Raw genomic sequence first — 19,021 nt, forward strand, 5'->3', positions numbered from 1 at the left:
CCCCAGAAATTTATGACCTCTAACCCAGAAAACAAGTATCTCAGCCGCCAATATGCTGCCACAGACTTCTCGTTTCCCTACGTCCAAGGGCTGCGCGGGGAAGACCCCAAGCAGTACGGCTATTTCGTGCCCGTATCCCAAGCCAGTAAAGCAGGTTGGCGCGATTTAGATGCCGACAAACTTACCCAGTATGCCTACAACAACGGCAAAACTGAAGTCGGGATCTTATTTCAACAGCCGCGCATGGTGGTAACTCCCGTCTCTAGTTTGGGGATGTTCGACCGCAAGGCATCTCTCGAAGACGAAACCCTAGTCGTCATTGGCAAGTGGGATCGCCAGCATCAGGATGACGCAAATATCGGGAACTTCCAAATCTACTTGGTAATGTTCTTCGACGAACACAAGCAGCCACTCCACGACATTCCCTTGAAGTTAGTGGCTAAAGGCGCACAACAAGCGACTTTATCAGAGCAGTGGCAGCAATTTTGTGTAGCCGTAGCGCGGTGTCAGGCACAGGCGAACAAGGTCTTCTTTAGCCCTCGCAACGAAGTCTTTAATGCTTTGTGCTTGTTTCAACCTCACCTGATCCGCAAAAGTGTCGGGGAAACCATCAAATCTCCTGCCCTATATGTCGATGGTTACGTCGAGCCAACAGTTGATAACTGGCAAGATTTCTTTCTCGGCACCGATGAAGATCTCGCCGATATGGTGGTGGGCTTGATGAATCCGCGTTCCCGTCTGCTACTTGCCGATCCTACTGTTGGGGCAATTTCCCTTATTCCCGCTGCCGACCCACAGCCCCAAATCGAGGCTCAACCCGCTCATCCAACTGTGGGGAGTCCAGCTCTTGATTCTCATCCCGCCATCGATGTGCAGTCATCGACCGTTGCACCCACTCAAGGGGACGGTACCAATGGGGGTCGCACTTCCCAAATCGATACCGACGACATCGATAAAATTCCGTTCTAGATTCTTGCCGTCGTGATTGGGGTAACGTAAAGCCCCAATTGCTGCTGTCTGGGTGCGATTGTTTAATTCTTGCTGCGACCGTAGTGACAGAAATCGACAAGCAAAGTATCTCCCTTTGCTTGTCGATTTTGACGAGTCAATTGTTAACAACTACTCAACTTCTTGACTAAATATGTCTCCAAACATTATACCTAATCTCTCGCTTGGAAAATTTGATTTCGCCCAAATCGACTCGGCTGAAGCTGAGGAAATCGCACGGCTTGAGCAACTGATGCTCGACCGCGAGGACTACTATCAACTGGGTTACAGCTACTAGCAAGGGACGAGTGTAGCGACCTACCCACCAGAATCCTCACGACTGGCTAAGTTACCTATTCTACTGCTACCGCCAAGCTATCTCGACTTGGCGGTTTTTTGTTAACCACTATCACAATTTCAAACTCATGAAAACTGGACGAACCCTGGAAGAATTAGCTCGTGAGTTACTAGACCAACAAGAGTCTAAACGCGACTTTCACGCTCAAACTAAAACTTTGAACATGCTGCCAACTGGTCAATTTCGCCTGGAAACTAAAGACGAAGAGATCTTGATGCCAGCGACGGCACATGCTCATGCACAGATGGCAAGCAAATTTAACATCCCCAAAGTTTATTACGACCGAATGCTCAAGAATTCGCCCCAATTGCTGTCCCAAAACGTCAATCACTGGTTGGGTCAATCCGAAGACACTAGCTTGATTCGCAGCTTGCGAGGACAGATGCGCGCTGTTTTGAGCAATCGCTATCGGATCGTCGATCACCACGATATTTTAGCGATCGTACTGCAAGAACTTCAAGAAATGGGTGACGGGATGAAAATCGCCAGTTGTCAAGTCACCGATTCGCGGATGTACTTGAAGGTCATCAACACCAACATTGAGGAAGCAATCTCCGTCGGCGATCTTTGTCAAGCCGGATTCGTTTTATCAAATTCTGAGGTTGGTCTTGGAGCGATTTCAATTGAACCATTTGTGCTACGTCTGGCTTGCCTCAATGGTTTAATTTTGAAAGACCGTCGCCAACGCAAAAATCACGTTGGTCGTGTCAGCGAAAATAACGACCTATATGCCATCGACACTCTTCAAGCGATTGATGATGCCTTCAAGCTGCAACTACGTGACTTGGTACGGAATGCGGTAAGTATTACAACTTTTCGCGAAGCAGTCGAAGACTTACAACTCTCGCAAACTAGCCTCATCACTGGTAATCCGGTCAAAGCGGTCGAAGTGACAGCTAAGGTAATCGGACTTAATGAGCGCGAATCTGGGTCGGTGTTAAGCCATCTAATCCGCTCTGGCGACTTGAGCAAATTTGGGATGCTCAATGCTGTAACCCGTTCTGCCGAAGACGTTGAGCATTACGACCGTGCGACCGAGATCGAGCGGCTTGGCTCCGATGTGTTGTACCTGCCCTCAACCATTTGGCGCGAGGTTGCTACTGCCAGCTAATTAGCCGACGAGATCGCGCCACTGTGCTAACACGAATTTGAGCACAGTGGCGCGACATCTATCTCTCGATCGCTCGATCTGTATCACACAATACAAAAAAACATTTCGTTACAATGAAGGAGTAATATTTAAGTACTAGGCAAAGTGGAAGACTCAACCCAATCTGTCGTGCGTAGCGACGACAATTCTCACCTCAATCTTAATGTTGGCGACATTATTAAGTTTACCTTTGATAATCTTAATTCTGAGCGGTCTGAAAGTCTAACTGTCCAAGTTAGACTAATTCATAACTCCGGTGGTAAAGTTTATTATTATCTAGATCTGAATGGACTGATAGTTCCGACCGAAGATAATGCTGAATATTATCTAACTGGAGATAGATTTTATCTAAGTTTAGAGCTAGAACGTTGGCAATTTAATGTGACTAAAGTTTATTGTGAAGATAACGCTCCGGTATCGTATCCATTTAGGATTAATATATTTGACTTAGAAATTATCCGCAGGAGCTAAGTACCAAAATTATCTTGATCATCTTTGTTTTGCCAGCAGCTATGAATAGTTGCTGGCTTTTTTCGATCTAATTATACTCTAATAATCACTAATCTCATCAAATTATGCCATCACTAATTAATCTCGAATCACAACGCGATCGACTTGTCGAAGAAATTATGGAGCTTACTGAGTCAACTTCTAATGAAGGTATTCCAGACGCAACCGATCCCGAAGAACTAGTTGCCAAGTTTGAAGAGTTAGAAGCTGCCATTACCGATAAAGTCGATGCGATTGCAGCGGTTGTTGCCGCTCAAAAAGGCGATATTGCCTATCTTAAATCGCGCCGCGACGAATTTACTCGCATCATCGATCGTAAGGTCAAAGCACTAGAAAAATTCGAGAACTACCTCAAAGCGATTGTTACTAACCGACCCGATGCCCAGCTTAAAGGTCTTGACGCAACCATTAAGGTTGTCAAAAATGGTGGCGTTCAACCCATTTGGCTCAATCCAGATATCGAGGAGCGAAACTTTCCTCCCGATTTGGTCACGATTGCCACGACCTATAAGGTCGATCGTCAAGCCGTAGTGAAAAAGTTGGCTGAGTCTGGACAAGATAGTTTGATTGTTGATGGTAAACCGATTGCCACCGTGCAACCAAGGGGGACACATTTACGAATTGGTTGAACTGTCAACCTCTTTATCTTCATCTAGCCAGCGACTATTAATCGCTGGCTTTTTTGTGCCTTTATTCCTTATATTTTACAATCCGATCCGACCGCCTTGGTGGCGCGCTTTCGTCCGACCGCACCAGCCGTCAATTTATTACTGCTAGGACGACGACATACTGCTACCACATTTAAGACTGCGGTAGCAGTAGGGCTTTGATTTGCTTATTATTACGATCGCGAAAAATATGTCTTCAATTATCAGATCTGAAGAAAACGGCATCGAATTATTCACCATCCAAACTACTGGCGAGTCGGGAATGTCTCAAACTGGACTAGCTATTTTGTCAGGTGTTACGAAGCAAGCCATCAGTACGTTACTCAAGGGTTTAAAGCCGTCAAATCAAAGGCTTTCTGAATCATTACAAGCTTGGACTGATAAGGATTTGAGCCTGTCAAGCAACACGATTAAACAAGGTGGATCAGTTCAAGTTTTAAAATCCGAGTTTTGTGCGGCAGTCATCCAACACTATGCCTTTGCTGGGAATAAAACGGCTCAATTTTCACTGATGAAGTTTGCAGGGATGGGAATCGACAAGTGGATTCAACAACAGACTGGCTGGGACTCAACCTTGTCTAACCTTCAACATATCCTTCTACTCGCTCAAAATGCTCTAGAACAACATCAACAACTTGAAGTTCGTACCACGAACCTCGAAGAACTCGTCCATCAACACGACGGGGAAGTCGTTGGCGTAGCCGCTCCCTTGGAGCATCGCATCTTTCACCCAGACGGTACCTATTTTTCGATTCGCGGTTATGCCAATAAGCGATCGCGAAAGTTATCCAAGAAGGAAGCCAGCGATCTTGGACGTGCCGCCACCAAAATGTCTCGCCAACGGGGAGTAACGATCGACAAACTCGAAGATTCGCGCTACGGAGCAGTCAACGTCTACCACGAATCAATCTTAGCTCAGGTTTTCAATAGCCCATCACCTTCAAAATAACTAACTTTGAGCGAAGGATATTGCGGCTGTAGCCGCAGTGTTTTGGAATCAATTAGGAGCAAAATCATGTGCAAACAAAAAGTAAGTTGTGCCAATTGCCTGTACGGGGACTACTGGCATGAGCCGGACAATTGCGACTCTCCCGAAGAGTTTGGCTTTGACTGTAGCTATCCCGTCCTTGGCTCAAAGCTAGTTCGCAAATCTCGAACTAACTGGCATATCGACGAAGACGAGGAGTTAGTCGCAGAATGTCTGGATTATCTACCGGAAACCATTGCATCTTCAGTCTTAGAAACTTCAGCTTAATCGTTGGCGTTGGCGAAGCCTCTCGTTGGCGTAGCCTCTCGAAGAGAAGAGAAGCCTCTGGCGAATAAGAATCGCTATCTAAATTCACTAATATAGCACCAGCTCTTAACTGCCGTTGGTGCTTTTTTGTTCACCTATTATTACTCAAAATCATGCGGACAGTAACAGCACGAGATTTAGCTTGTTTGGATGAGGTCGTTGTTAGTATTTTCCGGTTAATCGGTAATCATCGAAAGTTGAAAGTAATGTTCGGAGCTTCTAGCTTTGTTAAAGGATATTTTTATGACACAGATCGTCCAGGCGTACAATTCAATTTTCCTCGGAGCAATCAAATTAACTGTTGTCAGATAGTTCTAAATCGGCAAACTGATGAGTACTGCCTTGTATTTCTAGATGTTAAAGATTCACAGTTTTTCGAGCGAGGTAACTACCAAAATCTTCCACTCGCAAATGTCCGCAGTGTGTTTGAAGAGGTAACTGGACTTTATCTGAGCTTCTAGCTTGAACTACTTTGATAAAGCCTTGTCTAACTAAGTAGACAAGGCTTTTTAGTCCCTAATATCAATTTAATAATTATGACTAAAGATATTGATTGGCAAGTGTGTATCGGATTGCTGACTCGTTGTTACCGCAATCTCAACACAGGAAATATGTCGTTAACCCAACAAATTAACAAGTCATGGATACTCATCGGGCACACCGATAATTTAGTGATTAAATATCCACGATTCTACGTTTCCGAACGCGGACGGCAACGGGTTTTAAAGGATAAATGTAAAAACGTACACGCATATTGTGAAGGTGTTTTAAGTAGCCCCAGCTTGCCCACTCTTCCACCTCTAAAGGAAATACATTACTGTCCCTACTCTCAATCCTACTTTTCGTGGAAAGAGACAGGGACTCCAATTGTTAGAGCAGATTTGATTATTGTAATCGACAATCAGGTGCTTTGTACGACCGATGTTCGACAACCTCAGCTATCACTATTTTAACCGAATATATGTACAAATTTTACATCGGTTGGCATCAAATTAATGCTGGCAATAGCAGTACGAAGCACTTCGACAGGTGTTTAATCTCTGCCAATTATCCTGCTGTATAAATATTGCCAGTAATTATCGCTAATTGCTGGCTTTTTGTGCCCATTTATTATCATACTCATCAAATTTATGACTATTTCCAATATCGATGGACAATTAACTCTAGATTTCTCCGTTCCTGCCAACTGTCCCCCACCCAATTCCAACTTAGCCGATAAGTTACAAAGGTTGGCGGAGGCGATGGACACAACGATTTCGTCCAAGCTAAGTCCTTCGATCTCCCACCAAAACATTACCGCCCGTCGCTCGCGCATTGCTGCACTTATGCGCGAAGATGGACGACGGCTCCAACTCATTCAGAGTTGGTTGATGGGACTTGCCATTCGACATCGCGATGGTACCTGCCCTAGCCAGCTCTCCCAAATTAGCAATCGCAGGCATCTCGACTCCTTTGCTTCTATTTTTCATTGGCAAAAAGAAGGAGCAAAATCGCTCGAATATCTCTATACAGGATTCGATCGCGGTCATGAAATCGCTCAAAAGCTGGGAGCTGTCGGTATCCATAGTGCTAGCGCGGCTCTAGCAGCGGTCGAACTACTAGAAGGTTTGGGTAATCCTACTGCTCGACAACCCGATCCGATTGGCGAACGGGTCGATGCACTGCGACGAAAAGCGATCTATCAACAGGTGCCCGACTTCTACCCGACCCCAGGCGAGATCGTCGCTCGAATGCTGCAACTCGCTAACGTCCAGCCCCATCACCGCTGCCTCGACCCGGAGGGCGGAGCTGGCGATCTTTGCGTTGCGCTGCGGGACTTGGGAGTCGAAAACATCGATTGCTTCGAGCTGAACGCGGTTTTGGCTGAAGCTCTGACCCTGCTTGAATTCCCCCTGCTGGGGCGAGACTTTCTTTCCGCTACCCCTCGCCCGATCTACGAGCGGATAATAATGAATCCGCCTTTTGGCGAAGATGCCCACATCGACCATATTCGTCATGCTTACGATTGGTTGGCTCCTGATGGGGAGCTAGTGGCGGTGCTGCCATTGGAACATCCCAGTCGTATCAAAAAACGTCGCCAGTTTTCGGAGTGGCTTAATGAATTAGGAGCCGATCGTTACTCCAATCCTCCAAAAGCCTTTACCAAAGGCGATCGTTATTGTGCGGTAGAGACGCAGCTAATCCACATTTGTCGTTGAGATATTATGCAAAATCCTTTCCAGTACAAAACCAGATTTGGCTTATATCGAGCAACTATCCGCGCGATGGATGAACTATCTACAACGAAAAGAGCGTGGTGGATTCGTCAGGCTTTGTTTCATTGCGATCGAGAGTTTCCCGACTTCTCGGAGCAGTTAAGAGAATTGATTTACAGACCTGCAACCTTGGAAGATTTGACTCGCTCGAATGAAATAAAAAATTAATCCGCGAACAAATAGATCTATTCAGATAAAGCCAACCCGTACACCGCAAGTTTACTGGTTGGCTTCATTCGTATATTAATTAAGATTGCACCATGTATGCAGCAACAGCAACGATTTGTGTGGCGATAGAAAAGCTCAAGCAGTTTCCAGGAAGTATGGACGATCCGTTATTAATTGAAGCCCGCTCCGAGCTAGAGATTGCTCGAAACCTCCTTGAAAGCCGCTGGCAAATTTGGAACTCTATCTATTGGCGGAGAGCTAATGCCGCCACTAAACGCAGCGTTAAAGCTAAACTAGAAGGGTTAGCTTTTGATGCTCTGGCTGGGGTAACTAACGCGGGAAGACTTCTCAATCGATATGTAGATACCGTTGGCGTTCTTGATGAGAAGATATCACTTTGGAGCGAGATTATTCACTGCTTGCATAATGCTTATCGCTGGATTTCTGAAAGTTATTACTACGATTGTTTGTGCAAACAGCTAAAATTGTCGATAGCTCTAGAGTCTAATTAGTTAGTATTTGTTCGAGCTGTAACTAATCCATAAGCGGATTTAAAGGTAGCGCGAATCCGACCGCCTTGGTGGCGCGCTTCGCGATCGCCAGTAACTTGAAAACGGAGCCGATCCGCATCGGAGGTTTCGGCTGGCAAAAACCGCAGCCTCCCCGGACAGGGGCACGGGTTTAGTTGTCCTGATCTCCATAAACTTATATTTCGTAATGCTATAATTGATATAATCATTGCTTCAAAACTTGATAGTAATTAATTGATGTAAGGAGAAATGAAATGGGTTATAAATCAAAGCTGAAACAACTGAAGCGACAAAAGCAAAGTAATTCTAGTACTAATGATTGGGCAAAAGATCTGAATATTATCACTGTCGATGTGAATGATAATAATTGGCTATTTCGCTATGGCATCCCCTTTGATTCAAATGCCAAACTTATTCATCAAGGCAGTCTCGATTCCTGTATTGATGCTGCCCGTAAAGAAATTCCTACTCTTCACCTAGAACAAAGAGAACAAATGCGGAAGCATTGCGGAGAATTTGGCATCCTTGAAGGTGGTGGTTGGCATATTATTTATAAGCCGTTATCCGAAAAAGATAACGAGCCGTGGGATCGAAAAGATGTCGATAAGCTCAACGCTGCGATTGCCTCCGTTAATCCTAATTCTACAGATTTTAATTGAATAGTTGAGATTGCTGAACCCATGTCCCTGCGGGGCGGCTGGTTTTTGACTGTTGACGCGGACGACTGCCCTAACTACGAAGGAAATCGCTAGTGTCCGCCTCAACCAGTCACCGCTTGCGCTAAAACCAGCTAGTAGTGTAGCTTTATGGGGTCGGTACAGATTTTTTTAGATCGGACATCAAAAAAAACAATTTCAATCTCAATTAAGCATTCTCACTAAGGTGTCTAAATTGACGCTTACTGATGCGATACATTAAACATAGCCGCTAGAATCGTCAGCGACCAAGACATTGACAATAACGTCAACCCCGTCAAAACAATAATAGTTTTATTATTGCTTTTGACGACCTTTTGTAATTGCTCGATCGCTTGCTCATGTTCGGCAATCACCTTAGTTTGTGTAACACAAGCCTCTGATAATCTTTCGAGTAGATCGATACATCTTTCGGTTTGAGATTCCTTACTTTCATCTAACTTCGATACTGCCTGATGAACGATCGAGATCATCTCGACTAGTTCATCCCTTGTCGGGTTAGAACTAAACCTGCGATTTTTCTCATTTGATACATCGTAGTCAGGATCTTTTTGACTCGACTCTAAGTATTCTCTAAGTTTATCTTCTGATATTTTGAATTCGTCTTTTGGCGAATTGTCTTCCATTTTAATTATTCAAAATTAAAGCTTGTCATTGAAAATAATCTCCGCAGCTATCAGCTCGCCCGTGTGAAATCGATAATTTCCCATCTACTTCGACAACATTAAAATCGCTCAACGGTCTTGGTGAACTTCCACGGCAATGATATCTTACCCTGAAAGATTAGCTCGGTTTCTCTTGATTTGAAACTAGTTATCATTACATCGATAAACGATTCTATTTATCGCTCTCTACTTGTTTTAATCTAAATCAAAGATCGAGACTTGAATTTAAAAATACTACAATTAATTGATTAGTAATCTTATAATCGAAAAGAGTGATGACTGAATTAGCCATCACACCAAAAAAGTATTTTCAATGACTATTATAGATGAAATTACGTGGCGATCGCGTACCTGGTAGGAGTGGTACTCTCTATCAACGCACCAAGAAAAAGCGATTGAAAAATGGCAAGACAGTTGAATATCCTCTAGTTGAAGGAAAGCGCGATTTAGATAACATTTCGCATTGGTTTTGGCATTATCAGATACTGAAAAGCTGCATGACTATTTGCATGATAACTTTGTCATTGTCTATGTATTCCACAACGAGTTTTGCCTTCAATCCGCAACATTAGAAAATCTACCAATGCTGGGGTCGAATTTAACCTTGCAAGTGCCCACACTTCCATTCCGATTCTTACTGACGATAATCTCCATCACCCCTGGTTCCAAACTATCTGAATTGTAATATTCATCCCGATATAACAACAGTCCCAAAATTAAAGTCAGTGAAGGTGTCACCACCCCCACTGCTCTCCAAAACCGTGCTTGCGCCTTTTAACGCACACGGCTCCTCAGTAAAACGGTTGTTGTCATCAATGCGTCATTACCAACATATCGTCTTGCCAGAACCAAGATTCAGGTTTAACTGGTGGCTTAGGCTCAACACTATTACAGTTGGATTTTGTGCCAGAACTGCCATCATTGACAGTTTTTGTGTCGTGACAATGCCGATGAAGTAATTGCCAATTTTCATATTTATCCTTTCCACCTTTCGATTTAGGGATGATGTGGTCAACTTCTAGCGAATCTCCATCTTTGAAGTAGTTCTTGCAATGAGCACACTTTCCCTTTTGTGTTTTCAGTAGATTTCCCACTTTAGTAGACACTTCAGGATGTTTACCCATTCTTGAACTCCAATAAACCCAATCTCCGTCATAAGGTGAGGAATTGCCTTTAACTTTGACATGTCGTTTGATTTCAATCGAATCATGCCGCACTAACTTGATTAGGTTGTTTCCTTCTAGGGTCGCAAATAACCAATTATTATTGTTAATACTTTTAAAGTATTTATGGCGAATCCATTTCTTACCTTTATTTGGATGACGGTGACTACCCCATTTAAAAAGTTTAAGAAAGACCAAAGAATAAATTTTACCGAAGACTTCCTTACTGTTGACTGTGCAGAAGTAATTACACCAACCTCTCACGATCGGATTGAGACTATTGATTAGCCGAGATTGGCTTAATCCTCTTCGCTTATTTATTTCTTCTTTTAGCTTTTTATAGTGTCTTTTTTGACTTTCTATACTGGGTCTGATAATAGTTTTATATCCCAATAACTTACCATTAGAGCTTTTTCCAGATGAATATTTTCCAACAGAAAATTGTCGGATGTTAAAGCCAAGGAAATTAAACCCTGCTTTTTCTCCATCTAAATCACTTAGACAGTGGGCAATTCTAGTTTTACTGGGTTTTAATTCCAATCCAATGTCACTTAACCATTCTTCTACTTCTTTTTTACACTGATTAATAACTTTCAAATCTTCGTGAAGAATAACAAAGTCATCAGCATATCTTACACAGCAAATCGATTTTAATTTATCCCTGACAGGCAATTGATTACCATTGGGACGCTTCATATCGAATTTTGGGGCTAATCCCATTATCAATTCCTCAAGTCCATGTAAGGCTATATTTGCCAAAAGTGGGCTAAGAACTCCACCTTGGGGGGTACCTTCATTTGTAGGGAACAGCTTCTTTCCATCCATGACACCAGCTTTTAGCCAAGCTCGGATTTGTTTCCGTAAGGTCGGGAAGGTATTTAGTTTTGATAGAAGTTTATTGTGGTTAATGCGGTCAAAACATTTACTGATGTCAGCATCTAAAACATACTTTGATTTTTTAGAAATTGACGAAAAGATTGCTTCAATTGCATCGTGACACGAACGTCCAGGGCGAAAGCCATAGCTATTTGGTTCAAATTTCGATTCCCATTCAGGTTCGAGAACCATTTTTACTACTGCTTGCAAGGCGCGGTCTTCCATTGTCGGTATGCCTAAAGGTCTTTCTTCGCTGGTTCCAGGTTTGGGAATCCAAACACGGCGCGTAGGTTTTGCTTTAGTACCCAGTTTGATTTTATCTACCAAGATGAGACGTTGCTTTGGAGTTAGGGATTTGACCCCATCTACACCCGCCGTCTTCCGGCCTTGGTTATCCTGAGTTACACGACGAACCGCTAACAATCTTGCCGACCGTGAACTTATCAAAAGTTTCTGAAGTCTGCGAACTAACTTGACATTGCCACGATTAGACGCTTGGAAAATCCGCTTTTGTAACTTGAAAACTCTACGTTCTAGCTTGCGCCAGTTGATTTCGTTCCATCTATACATCGGACTAATTGCCGTGTTCATAGCATATTTATTACTACTTGTAGCTTTTCCTTCCGTGATACCGTGTGTACGTCTGCATATCCTGTCAATTACGACAGGCGTTAGCTTCTTACACAATCTCTCCCACCAGATACCTACAAAATTGCAGAGTTTACGTCTTAGCTGACTGCTTGGAGTATTCGACCTCTCCAAGAGTAATCTGATGGATTACTTCGTTCCATACAACCATTGTTTTGTGACCTGTAGGATGACACCTTTTCATCGAGTTTTAGGGTAACGCATGGTATATAAGATGGAACCTTTATACCACCCTGTTCTACGCCCTTTTGGGACTCCCAGCGCATACAGCCTTATTTCGCTGGTTACAGGTAACGATGATTCAGATAGTGTCTTAGCAATTGTTATCCATAGTCACCTACTCACAGGATACTAATTTAGGCTATTAGTATCTTTTTGCTTTTACCCCTGCTTTATAGATTGATGGCTAGTCTCTGCTATAAGGGATAGGTTTTCACTTCTGCGTCTGAAGGATAGGATTTGTGGGTTCTAGGGTACTTTCACTCACCTATAAGGTTGTATAGTTATCATCGGTTGGGGATTAAAGTGCGAACTCAATCCGAAGGATTACCCAAACCAATGTCGCTCATCCCCTGATTGTTCAGTTTAGAGCGAACGAATCGCACTCCATATCTTGCTCGATATCCCCCGAATCCTTAATGTCCGCCATTCCAGGACGCTTATTACTCTGACTCTCTACTCCACGGTTGATCTGAGCTAACGCCACAAAGGGGACATCAAACTCCTTCGCTATATCCTTAAACGCCCCAGAGAACTTACCCACAGCCTGCGCTCTATTCCCCGCTGACCTGTCTCCCAACTTTTGAATATAGTCGAGGACAACCAATCCCAATTCACCTCGCTCATGGCGGATTTTTCGCAGTACCGAGCGGATTTTGGCGGGTGTCAGAGCAGAAGCAGGAGTATCATCAATGATGATAGGAAGTTCGCCCAATGTACCCAAAGCTTGTTTCAGGGTTTCATACTCATCCGCATAGATTGTATTGTGGATCAATCGATGTGAGTCAATCCCAGAGTGCATCGATAGCAACCGTTTTGTTAACTGTTCGCTCGACATCTCCGCACTGAAGAAGACTACTGGCTTATGTTGAGTAGTTGCAATATGATTCGTCAAATGACAAGCTAACCAAGTTTTACCCATACTCGCTCTAGCAGCAACAATGATTAGATCCTGCTTGATTAACCCACCAATCAAAGTATCTAAATTACCCAATCCAGTAGGATATGCAGGTTCGCTTCCTTGTGAGATTTTGGTGACTACAGCAGCCAGACAATCACCAATAATTTTGGGTTTAAACTGGTCTTGTTTGTTTGTGGTTAGGTTAAATATCTTCTGTTCTGATTGGTCGAATACTGATTCTAGTTCTGTCGTTGTATCATGTCCTAACTTCACCAGATCGTGACCTGCTGCGATTAGTTCGCGCCGTTTGTACTTATCAACCACCAATGATGCAAGGTGGTCGATATTAACGGCTGAAACTGTCCGCTCTAATAGCTGGATTAATTTAGCTTCACCGCCTACCTGTTTGAGTAGTTTGTGGTTAGATAACCATGTCTTTATGCTCAATAAGTCGGTGGGTTTGTCTTGATGGTAAAGATCTAAAGCTGCTCGGTAAATAGTAGAGTGAGCAGTAATATAGAAAACTTCAGGAGTTAGCAAGTCAATAACTCGACCCATAGCTGACGGATCTAGCAGAATACCACCTAAGATATTCTCTTCTACTTCGATATTGTTGGGTAGAATGGGATCATTCATCTTTCTGTTTGAAAATAGTACTGAGTTCTTGAAGTTTGTCGAAGCTGATTAATTCTTTAGTTGGTCTTTCGCTAGTTGTAACTATTTGATACTCCGGTTTAGCTGACTGTTGTGGGATTAGTTCTGGTTTAGTCCAACCTTCTCTAATAGCTTTGTTTAACCAGCCACCAGGATTAGGAATATCCTTCTTACTAAGTTGCTCTTTGAGTGCTGCTATTGCAGCTAAGACAGTCGATTCAGTAGCAGCTTTAATTGTCTTAGTTAGAGTCGGATTTAAACCGATATCTAGAGAATCTAGTTCGGATTGAATCTGTTCGTCAATCGTAGTTTTTCTCTTGCTTGATATTGGTGTTACCTTGCTATCTAGTTGTTCGCCTTTTAATTTGCCTTGGAGATCTTCGATAATCTGCTGCTGCCTTTCGACTTGCTCCTGGAGGTAATGGACTCGGTAGACTTGACCAGCAAGTGCTTCATTCTTACGCTTGAGTTCTTTATTTTCGTTCTCTAGTTGTTGACTTTTTTCCTTGAGACGGGTAATGATTTTACCTGTAGAAGATGAGTTAGGTTGAGCAACTGGTGAAGTCGGGAATGACCGTTGTTTATTTCTAACTTCGGCTATGCGTTGCTTGATCTCTGGATATTTGTAGAGATAAGATACACTGACATTAGCTTCCTTTGCGACGGTGGTAAAGTTAATCTTGCCATCAATCTTTTGTAAACGTTCGATAGCTTTAAAAACTCGACCTGCTGAATCCTCCTTACGGGCTGCTTGAACTTGTTGAAGATTATCGACTCTAGCTTGTTTGGTATCTGAATTGCTCATGCTGCCCCCTGTTGCAAACTAGCAATGATTTTGTCAAGTTGTTCTGCTTGTCTGCCGAATTGCTCGACCAGTACTTCCTGCCCTGCTGACATAGCTTTAATTAATTTTGCTCGAAGCTCGTTAAGTGTGTTGATGTATTGGGGGAGTTTTTCAATAGTAGCGACAAAGCACTCACAGGTATAACAAGCTCTAGATTTATGACAGTCTTGGTTAAGCGGTAGACCACAATAACCATAGATAGGTGTATTAACATGGGTTTGGGTTAGTTCGAGTTTGTGGGAAATGGGGGTTTCCCAAAAAGACTTAGGAAATGATTCATAGAGAATACGATGACCGTTACTGTTGACAAGTGCTTTCTGGATATGTCCAGCTTCCTTCTCCATCAGGTTGCAACTGACTTCGGTATAGTGGGTAGCAGTAGTAGCAAATTGTTTATGACCTGCCCAGGCACTAACTACTGCTAAATCGTGCCCTTGTGCGAATAGTTCGGTTAAGCGAGTGGATCTGAGTAATTTTGATTGAAATTTGGCTAACAGGCCATTTTCATCGCGGATATCGAGGATTGTAATTAGAGTGCGAATACCAACTGATAAGGGATGATTTGCATGAATTGGTAGAACTTTCATAACTGGTTCTAGTTGAGGTTGGGATACGTCAGTCTTTGATAAGTTGTGATAGTGACAAAATAGATAGTCCCATTCATCGCTCCAAAGGTTTTGAATATACTCCTGTTGATCTTGGACTACTTTAGCAATAGTTCTACTAATTGGTATTTCATGATGATCGTTGGTCTTTTTTCGATGCCAGATTAATTTCCAATGTTGTCCTTCTCGAACTAGACAATCTCGTTTGAGCAAGGCTAGTTCTGAGGGACGCATAGCAGAAAAGTAACCTATCAACCACATTCGAGCAATCGAATCTGGTAATAAATGTAAATTCTGTTCGATTTGCTCCCTTACCTGGTCTGATATCGGGTCGGGATTATATTGATACTGTTTTGGATAGTCGGCATCGCGGATGATGTCTTGGTCGATATCAAACCAACCTTTAGTCGTTCCGATGGTGAATAATTTTCGCAATCCACTTAGTTTAAGTTTATTAACCTTCTGTCCTTGAACTAAATAATCAAGGATGAGGCTACGATTGATTTCATCAAAACTAGATATGTTTTCTCTAACTAAGTAGCGAGAGAAACGTCTGAGTGTAGACAGATCTTGTTGAATTGTGCTTAAAGATCTGCCAGTCTTACAAAGATGTTTAACATATTTTTTGACTTCAACTTTAAACCAAACTAGATGAATATTAGCAAAGTTGGCTAGATGTATTCCTCGATCTCGGTCATCAAAATTAGGGTTAATCGTTCTCAAATCCCATTGCTCATCTTTCCAGTCAAATGATTTTATTGCTGAACTAGTGTTGTCGCTATAATGACTAACATTCACATTACTCAAAATCAGTGAGTCAAGTTGACGATGCTTGCAGCTTTTACATTGAAATCTCTTTTTACCAAACCTGATGCCAGTTAGATAAATATCTTCAGCTTGGCATTTAGGACAAATGAAGCCTCCAATTCGATGTGTTAAATGTCAAGTGTTTTGGGTTCTTCCGAGCTTTTGGTGAAAGTGGGCGATCGAGCTACGCCAACGATCGGGAAAAGAAGCATTGTTACAGATTCAGAAGAAACCGTTTGGTGAGTAAATCTAGTCCAGCACGTCCATACATCTGTCGCTTTAACATTTTCAAGCGATTATTCAAACCTTCGACTGGACCATTGCTCACGGTTGTCATCATACTGGCTTTAACAGCAGCATAGTCCTCAAACAAACCTTCAGCAAACTGGACAATGGGTTTGAGCGAACTTTTAACAGCCTTAAGCAACCAATCATCAAAAGCATCTGCTCGTTGCTCTCGCAGCAGTCGTAAAAACTCATCTGCTAGCTCAACGGCTAAGGCTAAGGTTGGATGCTGCGAGACGATCCTAGCGATGAGTTTGGTATCCTCTGCGTCTCGATGCTCCACCCGCTTCAAAATTAAAAAGGCAGCTCGACTTTTAGTTAATGGCTCAAGTTGAGGATCGATCGCTATCGGTAAACCGAGGGTAGGTTTCACTCGGCTCGGTGGTAAGCCTTGAGCAGCTCTGACCGAACCCAGATAACGAGTTAGAGTGCGTTCGCTACCAGTGTATCCTTGCTGTTTTAATAAGACCATCAGGACTTTTGGCTGGCGAATTTCTGCATTCCACCACTCTAGCAGTGACTGCTTGTAGGGTTCCAGTAAGCTTCGACCCGATCGGTCGTTCGTCGCAGCTATTTCCGGCAAGTCAGGTGCGGCTAGATGGCGTTGGACGGTTCGCACGCTGACCCCAACCGCCTGAGCAATGGCAATCTGTGACCATTGCTGTTCGCTCAGCCGCTTGATTTTTTGTTGTTGTTGCACGCGCTGTTGATAGTTCGTTAGCTTTTGGACTTGGAGCTTGGCTGTGGTAGTCGGTCGAGCGGTTACAACCACGACGGTTTCGTTAGGAACAAAAGTCTGCCGTTGCTGTTGTTCGATTGCTTTGAGTTCGTTGCTATAGCTGCTGAAGACTTTTTCTAGCGTTTCTTCCAGGTTTTGCACCAGATGAAATCTATCGGCTACTTGAATGGCTGCTGGTGCCCCTTTGTCCATTGCACTTTTGTAAGTTTTCGAGCGATCTCGCGAAAGTATTTCGACCCCAGGATGTTCTATCAACCAATTTGTTAAGGTTTCTGCTTTGCGGTCTGCTAATAGAGCGATCGGTTGGTTAAGTTCTAAATCAACTAAGATCGTACCGTATCGCTCGCCTTTGCGAAAAGCAAAATCATCCACACCCATAATTCTAGGAATCTTAACTGCTGGTAGAGATAACTTCTTGAGGTGATTCAATAGCGTACTTCCGCAAGCTACAATACCGATGTGACCACACAGGCTAGCACCTGCTGCACCGCCCAGTGCTAATCCGATCGTCTGAATTTTTTGGCTTAATCTACTGGTCTTTCTTGCCCACGGAGCGGTCACTTCCGGTATCCGCTCGGTGAAGATTCGCCGAATGCAATCGGTATTATCGCAGAAGAACTTACACACTTGCATCACCAGAGTCAAACTGTAGTTGACACAGGGCAGGTCTGCTAATGTTCGTTCGTAACGGCTATGAATGCGTGTGGTTGGATTCGCACACACTGGGCACTGGACTGATGCTTGGGTTGAGGAGACGTTTGCGGTAATGTGATACTCATCTGTGTCGATTTCCTCGTGTTCCAACCGCAGTAGTTGGAAACCTGGGAGTAGGCATTTAAGAAATTGGGTCATATTCTCATGTTACTCACCGCCTCCGATCGTTGGCGTAGCTCGATCGCCCACTTTCACCAAAAGCTCGGAAGAACCGTGTTTTGACGTGTCGCGACAGGTTATTGTCAGGTAGGTGTCGCGAAAGCTGTCCTCAGATCGAAATGACAAGTAACGATCGGTGGCAACAGGGGCACAAAAAATATAGTCGTTAGGAAGATTGAGAGTTGTTCAGGCGATCGTTAGCAGCCTGACGACGATAGCTATCAGACTTGATTTCAAAAATCGTGCCATGATGCACTAATCGATCGACAGCAGCAACCGTCATCATCGAATCCACAAAGATTGAATCCCATTGGCTGAAAGGCTGATTGGCAGTAATTAGTAAACTTTTACGCTCATAACGATGAGCGATTAATTCAAACAGTACTGAAGTTTCGGCCTCAGATTTTTTGACATAGCCCAGATCGTCAAGCACCAGCAGATCGTAGCGGTCGAGTTTCCTGAGTAAAGCGGGCAATTGTAATTGCAGCTTGGCATGTTGCAACTCCTGAACCAAAGCATTAGCAGCAAAGAACTTAGCTCGCTTACCCAACTCCACCATCTTGCGAGTCAATCCAGCAGCCAGATGAGTTTTACCCACTCCAGAAGGACCGAAAATCAGACAATTTCCAGCTCGTTCCAGCCAGGTGACATCTTCAGCCAACTGCATCAAGGGAGCAGGATTGAAGTTGGGACAGTGAGTAAAATCAAAGTTGGAAAAACTTTTTGCGCTGGGAAGTTGAGCCTCGGTGAGTGCCCGTTGCAACCGGAGAGCGTTGCGGCGGTGTGTTTCTTGTTCGCATAATGCCAACAAGAATTTGGCATAAGACCATTGCTCTTGTATAGCTTGGTGTTCCAGAGATTCCCAGTGGGCGAGCATGTGAGTTAATCGGAGCTGCTTGAGGTGGAGAATGAGGTGCTGGTGGGGACTGGGGGCTGTAGGGGGACTCGAACTTAGAGCTGTGGTCGGAGGCATTGGCATCAATGAGCTGGTCATAGCTGGAGAGATCGTGTTGTGTGACAGTCACTTGAGGAAAACTTTCAGGACAATCCTGACGAAAGTGCTGTTGAAGTTGCTTGAGCGTCAGGGTTTGAGCCTTGAGTTCTCGTTCGAGATAGTCGCAGACAGC

23 protein-coding genes are annotated in these 19,021 nt (G+C 43.7%); 14 read left to right on the forward strand and 9 right to left on the reverse strand.

Annotated features, from left to right (window positions below):
- The first annotated feature begins 12 nt into the window (after positions 1–12).
- The 12 genes from CHA6605_RS08360 (at position 13) to CHA6605_RS08400 (ending at position 7,902) form a co-directional block, all read left to right on the forward strand.
- Complete coding sequence (locus CHA6605_RS08360) at positions 13–969, forward strand: DUF5895 domain-containing protein (RefSeq protein ID WP_015159034.1); 957 nt, start codon at positions 13–15, stop codon at positions 967–969.
- 172 nt (positions 970–1,141) lie between these two features.
- Entirely contained in the window at positions 1,142–1,285 is a 144-nt protein-coding gene (locus tag CHA6605_RS33895; protein ID WP_015159035.1) for a hypothetical protein, read from the forward strand.
- A 127-nt stretch (positions 1,286–1,412) separates the two neighbouring features.
- The gene (locus CHA6605_RS08365; RefSeq protein WP_015159036.1) at positions 1,413–2,456 is read left to right on the forward strand and encodes a DUF932 domain-containing protein; all 1,044 of its coding nucleotides are present in this window, start codon (positions 1,413–1,415) and stop codon (positions 2,454–2,456) included.
- A 144-nt stretch (positions 2,457–2,600) separates the two neighbouring features.
- Positions 2,601–2,966 (forward strand): hypothetical protein, encoded by a 366-nt coding sequence (locus CHA6605_RS08370; protein ID WP_015159037.1) that lies wholly within the window; start codon positions 2,601–2,603, stop codon positions 2,964–2,966.
- Positions 2,967–3,070: 104 nt separating this feature from the next.
- Positions 3,071–3,634 (forward strand): siphovirus Gp157 family protein, encoded by a 564-nt coding sequence (locus tag CHA6605_RS08375; RefSeq protein ID WP_015159038.1) that lies wholly within the window; start codon positions 3,071–3,073, stop codon positions 3,632–3,634.
- Positions 3,635–3,863: 229 nt separating this feature from the next.
- Positions 3,864–4,622, forward strand: coding sequence for a hypothetical protein (locus CHA6605_RS31455; protein WP_015159039.1), 759 nt, complete (start codon positions 3,864–3,866; stop codon positions 4,620–4,622).
- Between the two features lie 66 nt (positions 4,623–4,688).
- On the forward strand, positions 4,689–4,928 hold the full coding sequence (locus CHA6605_RS32725; RefSeq protein WP_015159040.1) for a hypothetical protein: 240 nt from the start codon (positions 4,689–4,691) through the stop codon (positions 4,926–4,928).
- A 152-nt stretch (positions 4,929–5,080) separates the two neighbouring features.
- Positions 5,081–5,428: a hypothetical protein gene (locus CHA6605_RS08385; protein WP_015159041.1), complete on the forward strand. Its 348-nt coding sequence runs from the start codon at positions 5,081–5,083 to the stop codon at positions 5,426–5,428.
- 75 nt (positions 5,429–5,503) lie between these two features.
- On the forward strand, positions 5,504–5,920 hold the full coding sequence (locus tag CHA6605_RS37475) for a hypothetical protein (RefSeq protein ID WP_015159042.1): 417 nt from the start codon (positions 5,504–5,506) through the stop codon (positions 5,918–5,920).
- Positions 5,921–6,097: 177 nt separating this feature from the next.
- Complete coding sequence (locus CHA6605_RS08390; protein WP_015159043.1) at positions 6,098–7,165, forward strand: SAM-dependent methyltransferase; 1,068 nt, start codon at positions 6,098–6,100, stop codon at positions 7,163–7,165.
- A gap of 6 nt (positions 7,166–7,171) precedes the next feature.
- Positions 7,172–7,390: a hypothetical protein gene (locus CHA6605_RS08395; RefSeq protein WP_015159044.1), complete on the forward strand. Its 219-nt coding sequence runs from the start codon at positions 7,172–7,174 to the stop codon at positions 7,388–7,390.
- A 92-nt stretch (positions 7,391–7,482) separates the two neighbouring features.
- Complete coding sequence (locus tag CHA6605_RS08400) at positions 7,483–7,902, forward strand: hypothetical protein (protein WP_015159045.1); 420 nt, start codon at positions 7,483–7,485, stop codon at positions 7,900–7,902.
- On the opposite strand, the gene CHA6605_RS33900 is transcribed toward CHA6605_RS08400, so the two are convergent.
- Positions 7,899–8,039 (reverse strand): hypothetical protein, encoded by a 141-nt coding sequence (locus tag CHA6605_RS33900; RefSeq protein ID WP_157259923.1) that lies wholly within the window; start codon positions 8,037–8,039, stop codon positions 7,899–7,901. The genes CHA6605_RS08400 and CHA6605_RS33900 overlap by 4 nt on opposite strands.
- A gap of 135 nt (positions 8,040–8,174) precedes the next feature.
- Here CHA6605_RS33900 and CHA6605_RS08405 point away from each other — a divergent pair, with 135 nt between their 5' ends.
- The gene (locus CHA6605_RS08405; RefSeq protein ID WP_015159047.1) at positions 8,175–8,579 is read left to right on the forward strand and encodes a hypothetical protein; all 405 of its coding nucleotides are present in this window, start codon (positions 8,175–8,177) and stop codon (positions 8,577–8,579) included.
- Positions 8,580–8,818: 239 nt separating this feature from the next.
- Here CHA6605_RS08405 and CHA6605_RS08410 read toward each other — a convergent pair whose 3' ends face one another.
- Positions 8,819–9,241, reverse strand: coding sequence for a hypothetical protein (locus CHA6605_RS08410; RefSeq protein WP_015159048.1), 423 nt, complete (start codon positions 9,239–9,241; stop codon positions 8,819–8,821).
- 365 nt (positions 9,242–9,606) lie between these two features.
- Here CHA6605_RS08410 and CHA6605_RS32735 point away from each other — a divergent pair, with 365 nt between their 5' ends.
- Positions 9,607–9,852, forward strand: coding sequence for a hypothetical protein (locus tag CHA6605_RS32735; RefSeq protein WP_015159049.1), 246 nt, complete (start codon positions 9,607–9,609; stop codon positions 9,850–9,852).
- Here CHA6605_RS32735 and CHA6605_RS32740 read toward each other — a convergent pair.
- The 7 genes from CHA6605_RS32740 to istB all read right to left on the reverse strand — a co-directional run bounded on the left by CHA6605_RS32740 (position 9,836) and on the right by istB (position 18,804).
- Positions 9,836–10,021 (reverse strand): DnaB-like helicase C-terminal domain-containing protein, encoded by a 186-nt coding sequence (locus CHA6605_RS32740; RefSeq protein ID WP_198288457.1) that lies wholly within the window; start codon positions 10,019–10,021, stop codon positions 9,836–9,838. The two genes, CHA6605_RS32735 and CHA6605_RS32740, sit on opposite strands and share 17 nt — an antisense overlap.
- A 71-nt stretch (positions 10,022–10,092) precedes the next feature.
- The gene (ltrA, locus tag CHA6605_RS08415; RefSeq protein WP_015159050.1) at positions 10,093–11,910 is read right to left on the reverse strand and encodes a group II intron reverse transcriptase/maturase; all 1,818 of its coding nucleotides are present in this window, start codon (positions 11,908–11,910) and stop codon (positions 10,093–10,095) included.
- A gap of 637 nt (positions 11,911–12,547) precedes the next feature.
- Positions 12,548–13,723: a replicative DNA helicase gene (gene dnaB / locus CHA6605_RS08420; RefSeq protein ID WP_015159051.1), complete on the reverse strand. Its 1,176-nt coding sequence runs from the start codon at positions 13,721–13,723 to the stop codon at positions 12,548–12,550.
- Positions 13,716–14,546 carry a DUF6262 family protein gene (locus tag CHA6605_RS08425; RefSeq protein WP_015159052.1) on the reverse strand — a complete coding sequence of 277 codons (831 nt, stop codon included), beginning with the start codon at positions 14,544–14,546 and terminating at the stop codon, positions 13,716–13,718. The genes dnaB and CHA6605_RS08425 overlap by 8 nt, the downstream gene beginning before the upstream one ends.
- A complete protein-coding gene (locus tag CHA6605_RS08430; protein WP_015159053.1) occupies positions 14,543–15,988 on the reverse strand; it encodes a tyrosine-type recombinase/integrase in 1,446 nt (481 codons plus the stop codon). The genes CHA6605_RS08425 and CHA6605_RS08430 overlap by 4 nt, the downstream gene beginning before the upstream one ends.
- 223 nt (positions 15,989–16,211) lie before the next feature.
- The gene (locus CHA6605_RS08435; RefSeq protein WP_015158908.1) at positions 16,212–17,873 is read right to left on the reverse strand and encodes an ISL3 family transposase; all 1,662 of its coding nucleotides are present in this window, start codon (positions 17,871–17,873) and stop codon (positions 16,212–16,214) included.
- Between the two features lie 187 nt (positions 17,874–18,060).
- Entirely contained in the window at positions 18,061–18,804 is a 744-nt protein-coding gene (istB, locus tag CHA6605_RS08440; protein ID WP_269744604.1) for an IS21-like element helper ATPase IstB, read from the reverse strand.
- Positions 18,805–19,021 lie beyond the last annotated feature (217 nt).

This window comes from Chamaesiphon minutus PCC 6605, from assembly GCF_000317145.1.
In the GTDB taxonomy this organism is placed as follows: Bacteria; Cyanobacteriota; Cyanobacteriia; order Cyanobacteriales; family Chamaesiphonaceae; genus Chamaesiphon; species Chamaesiphon minutus.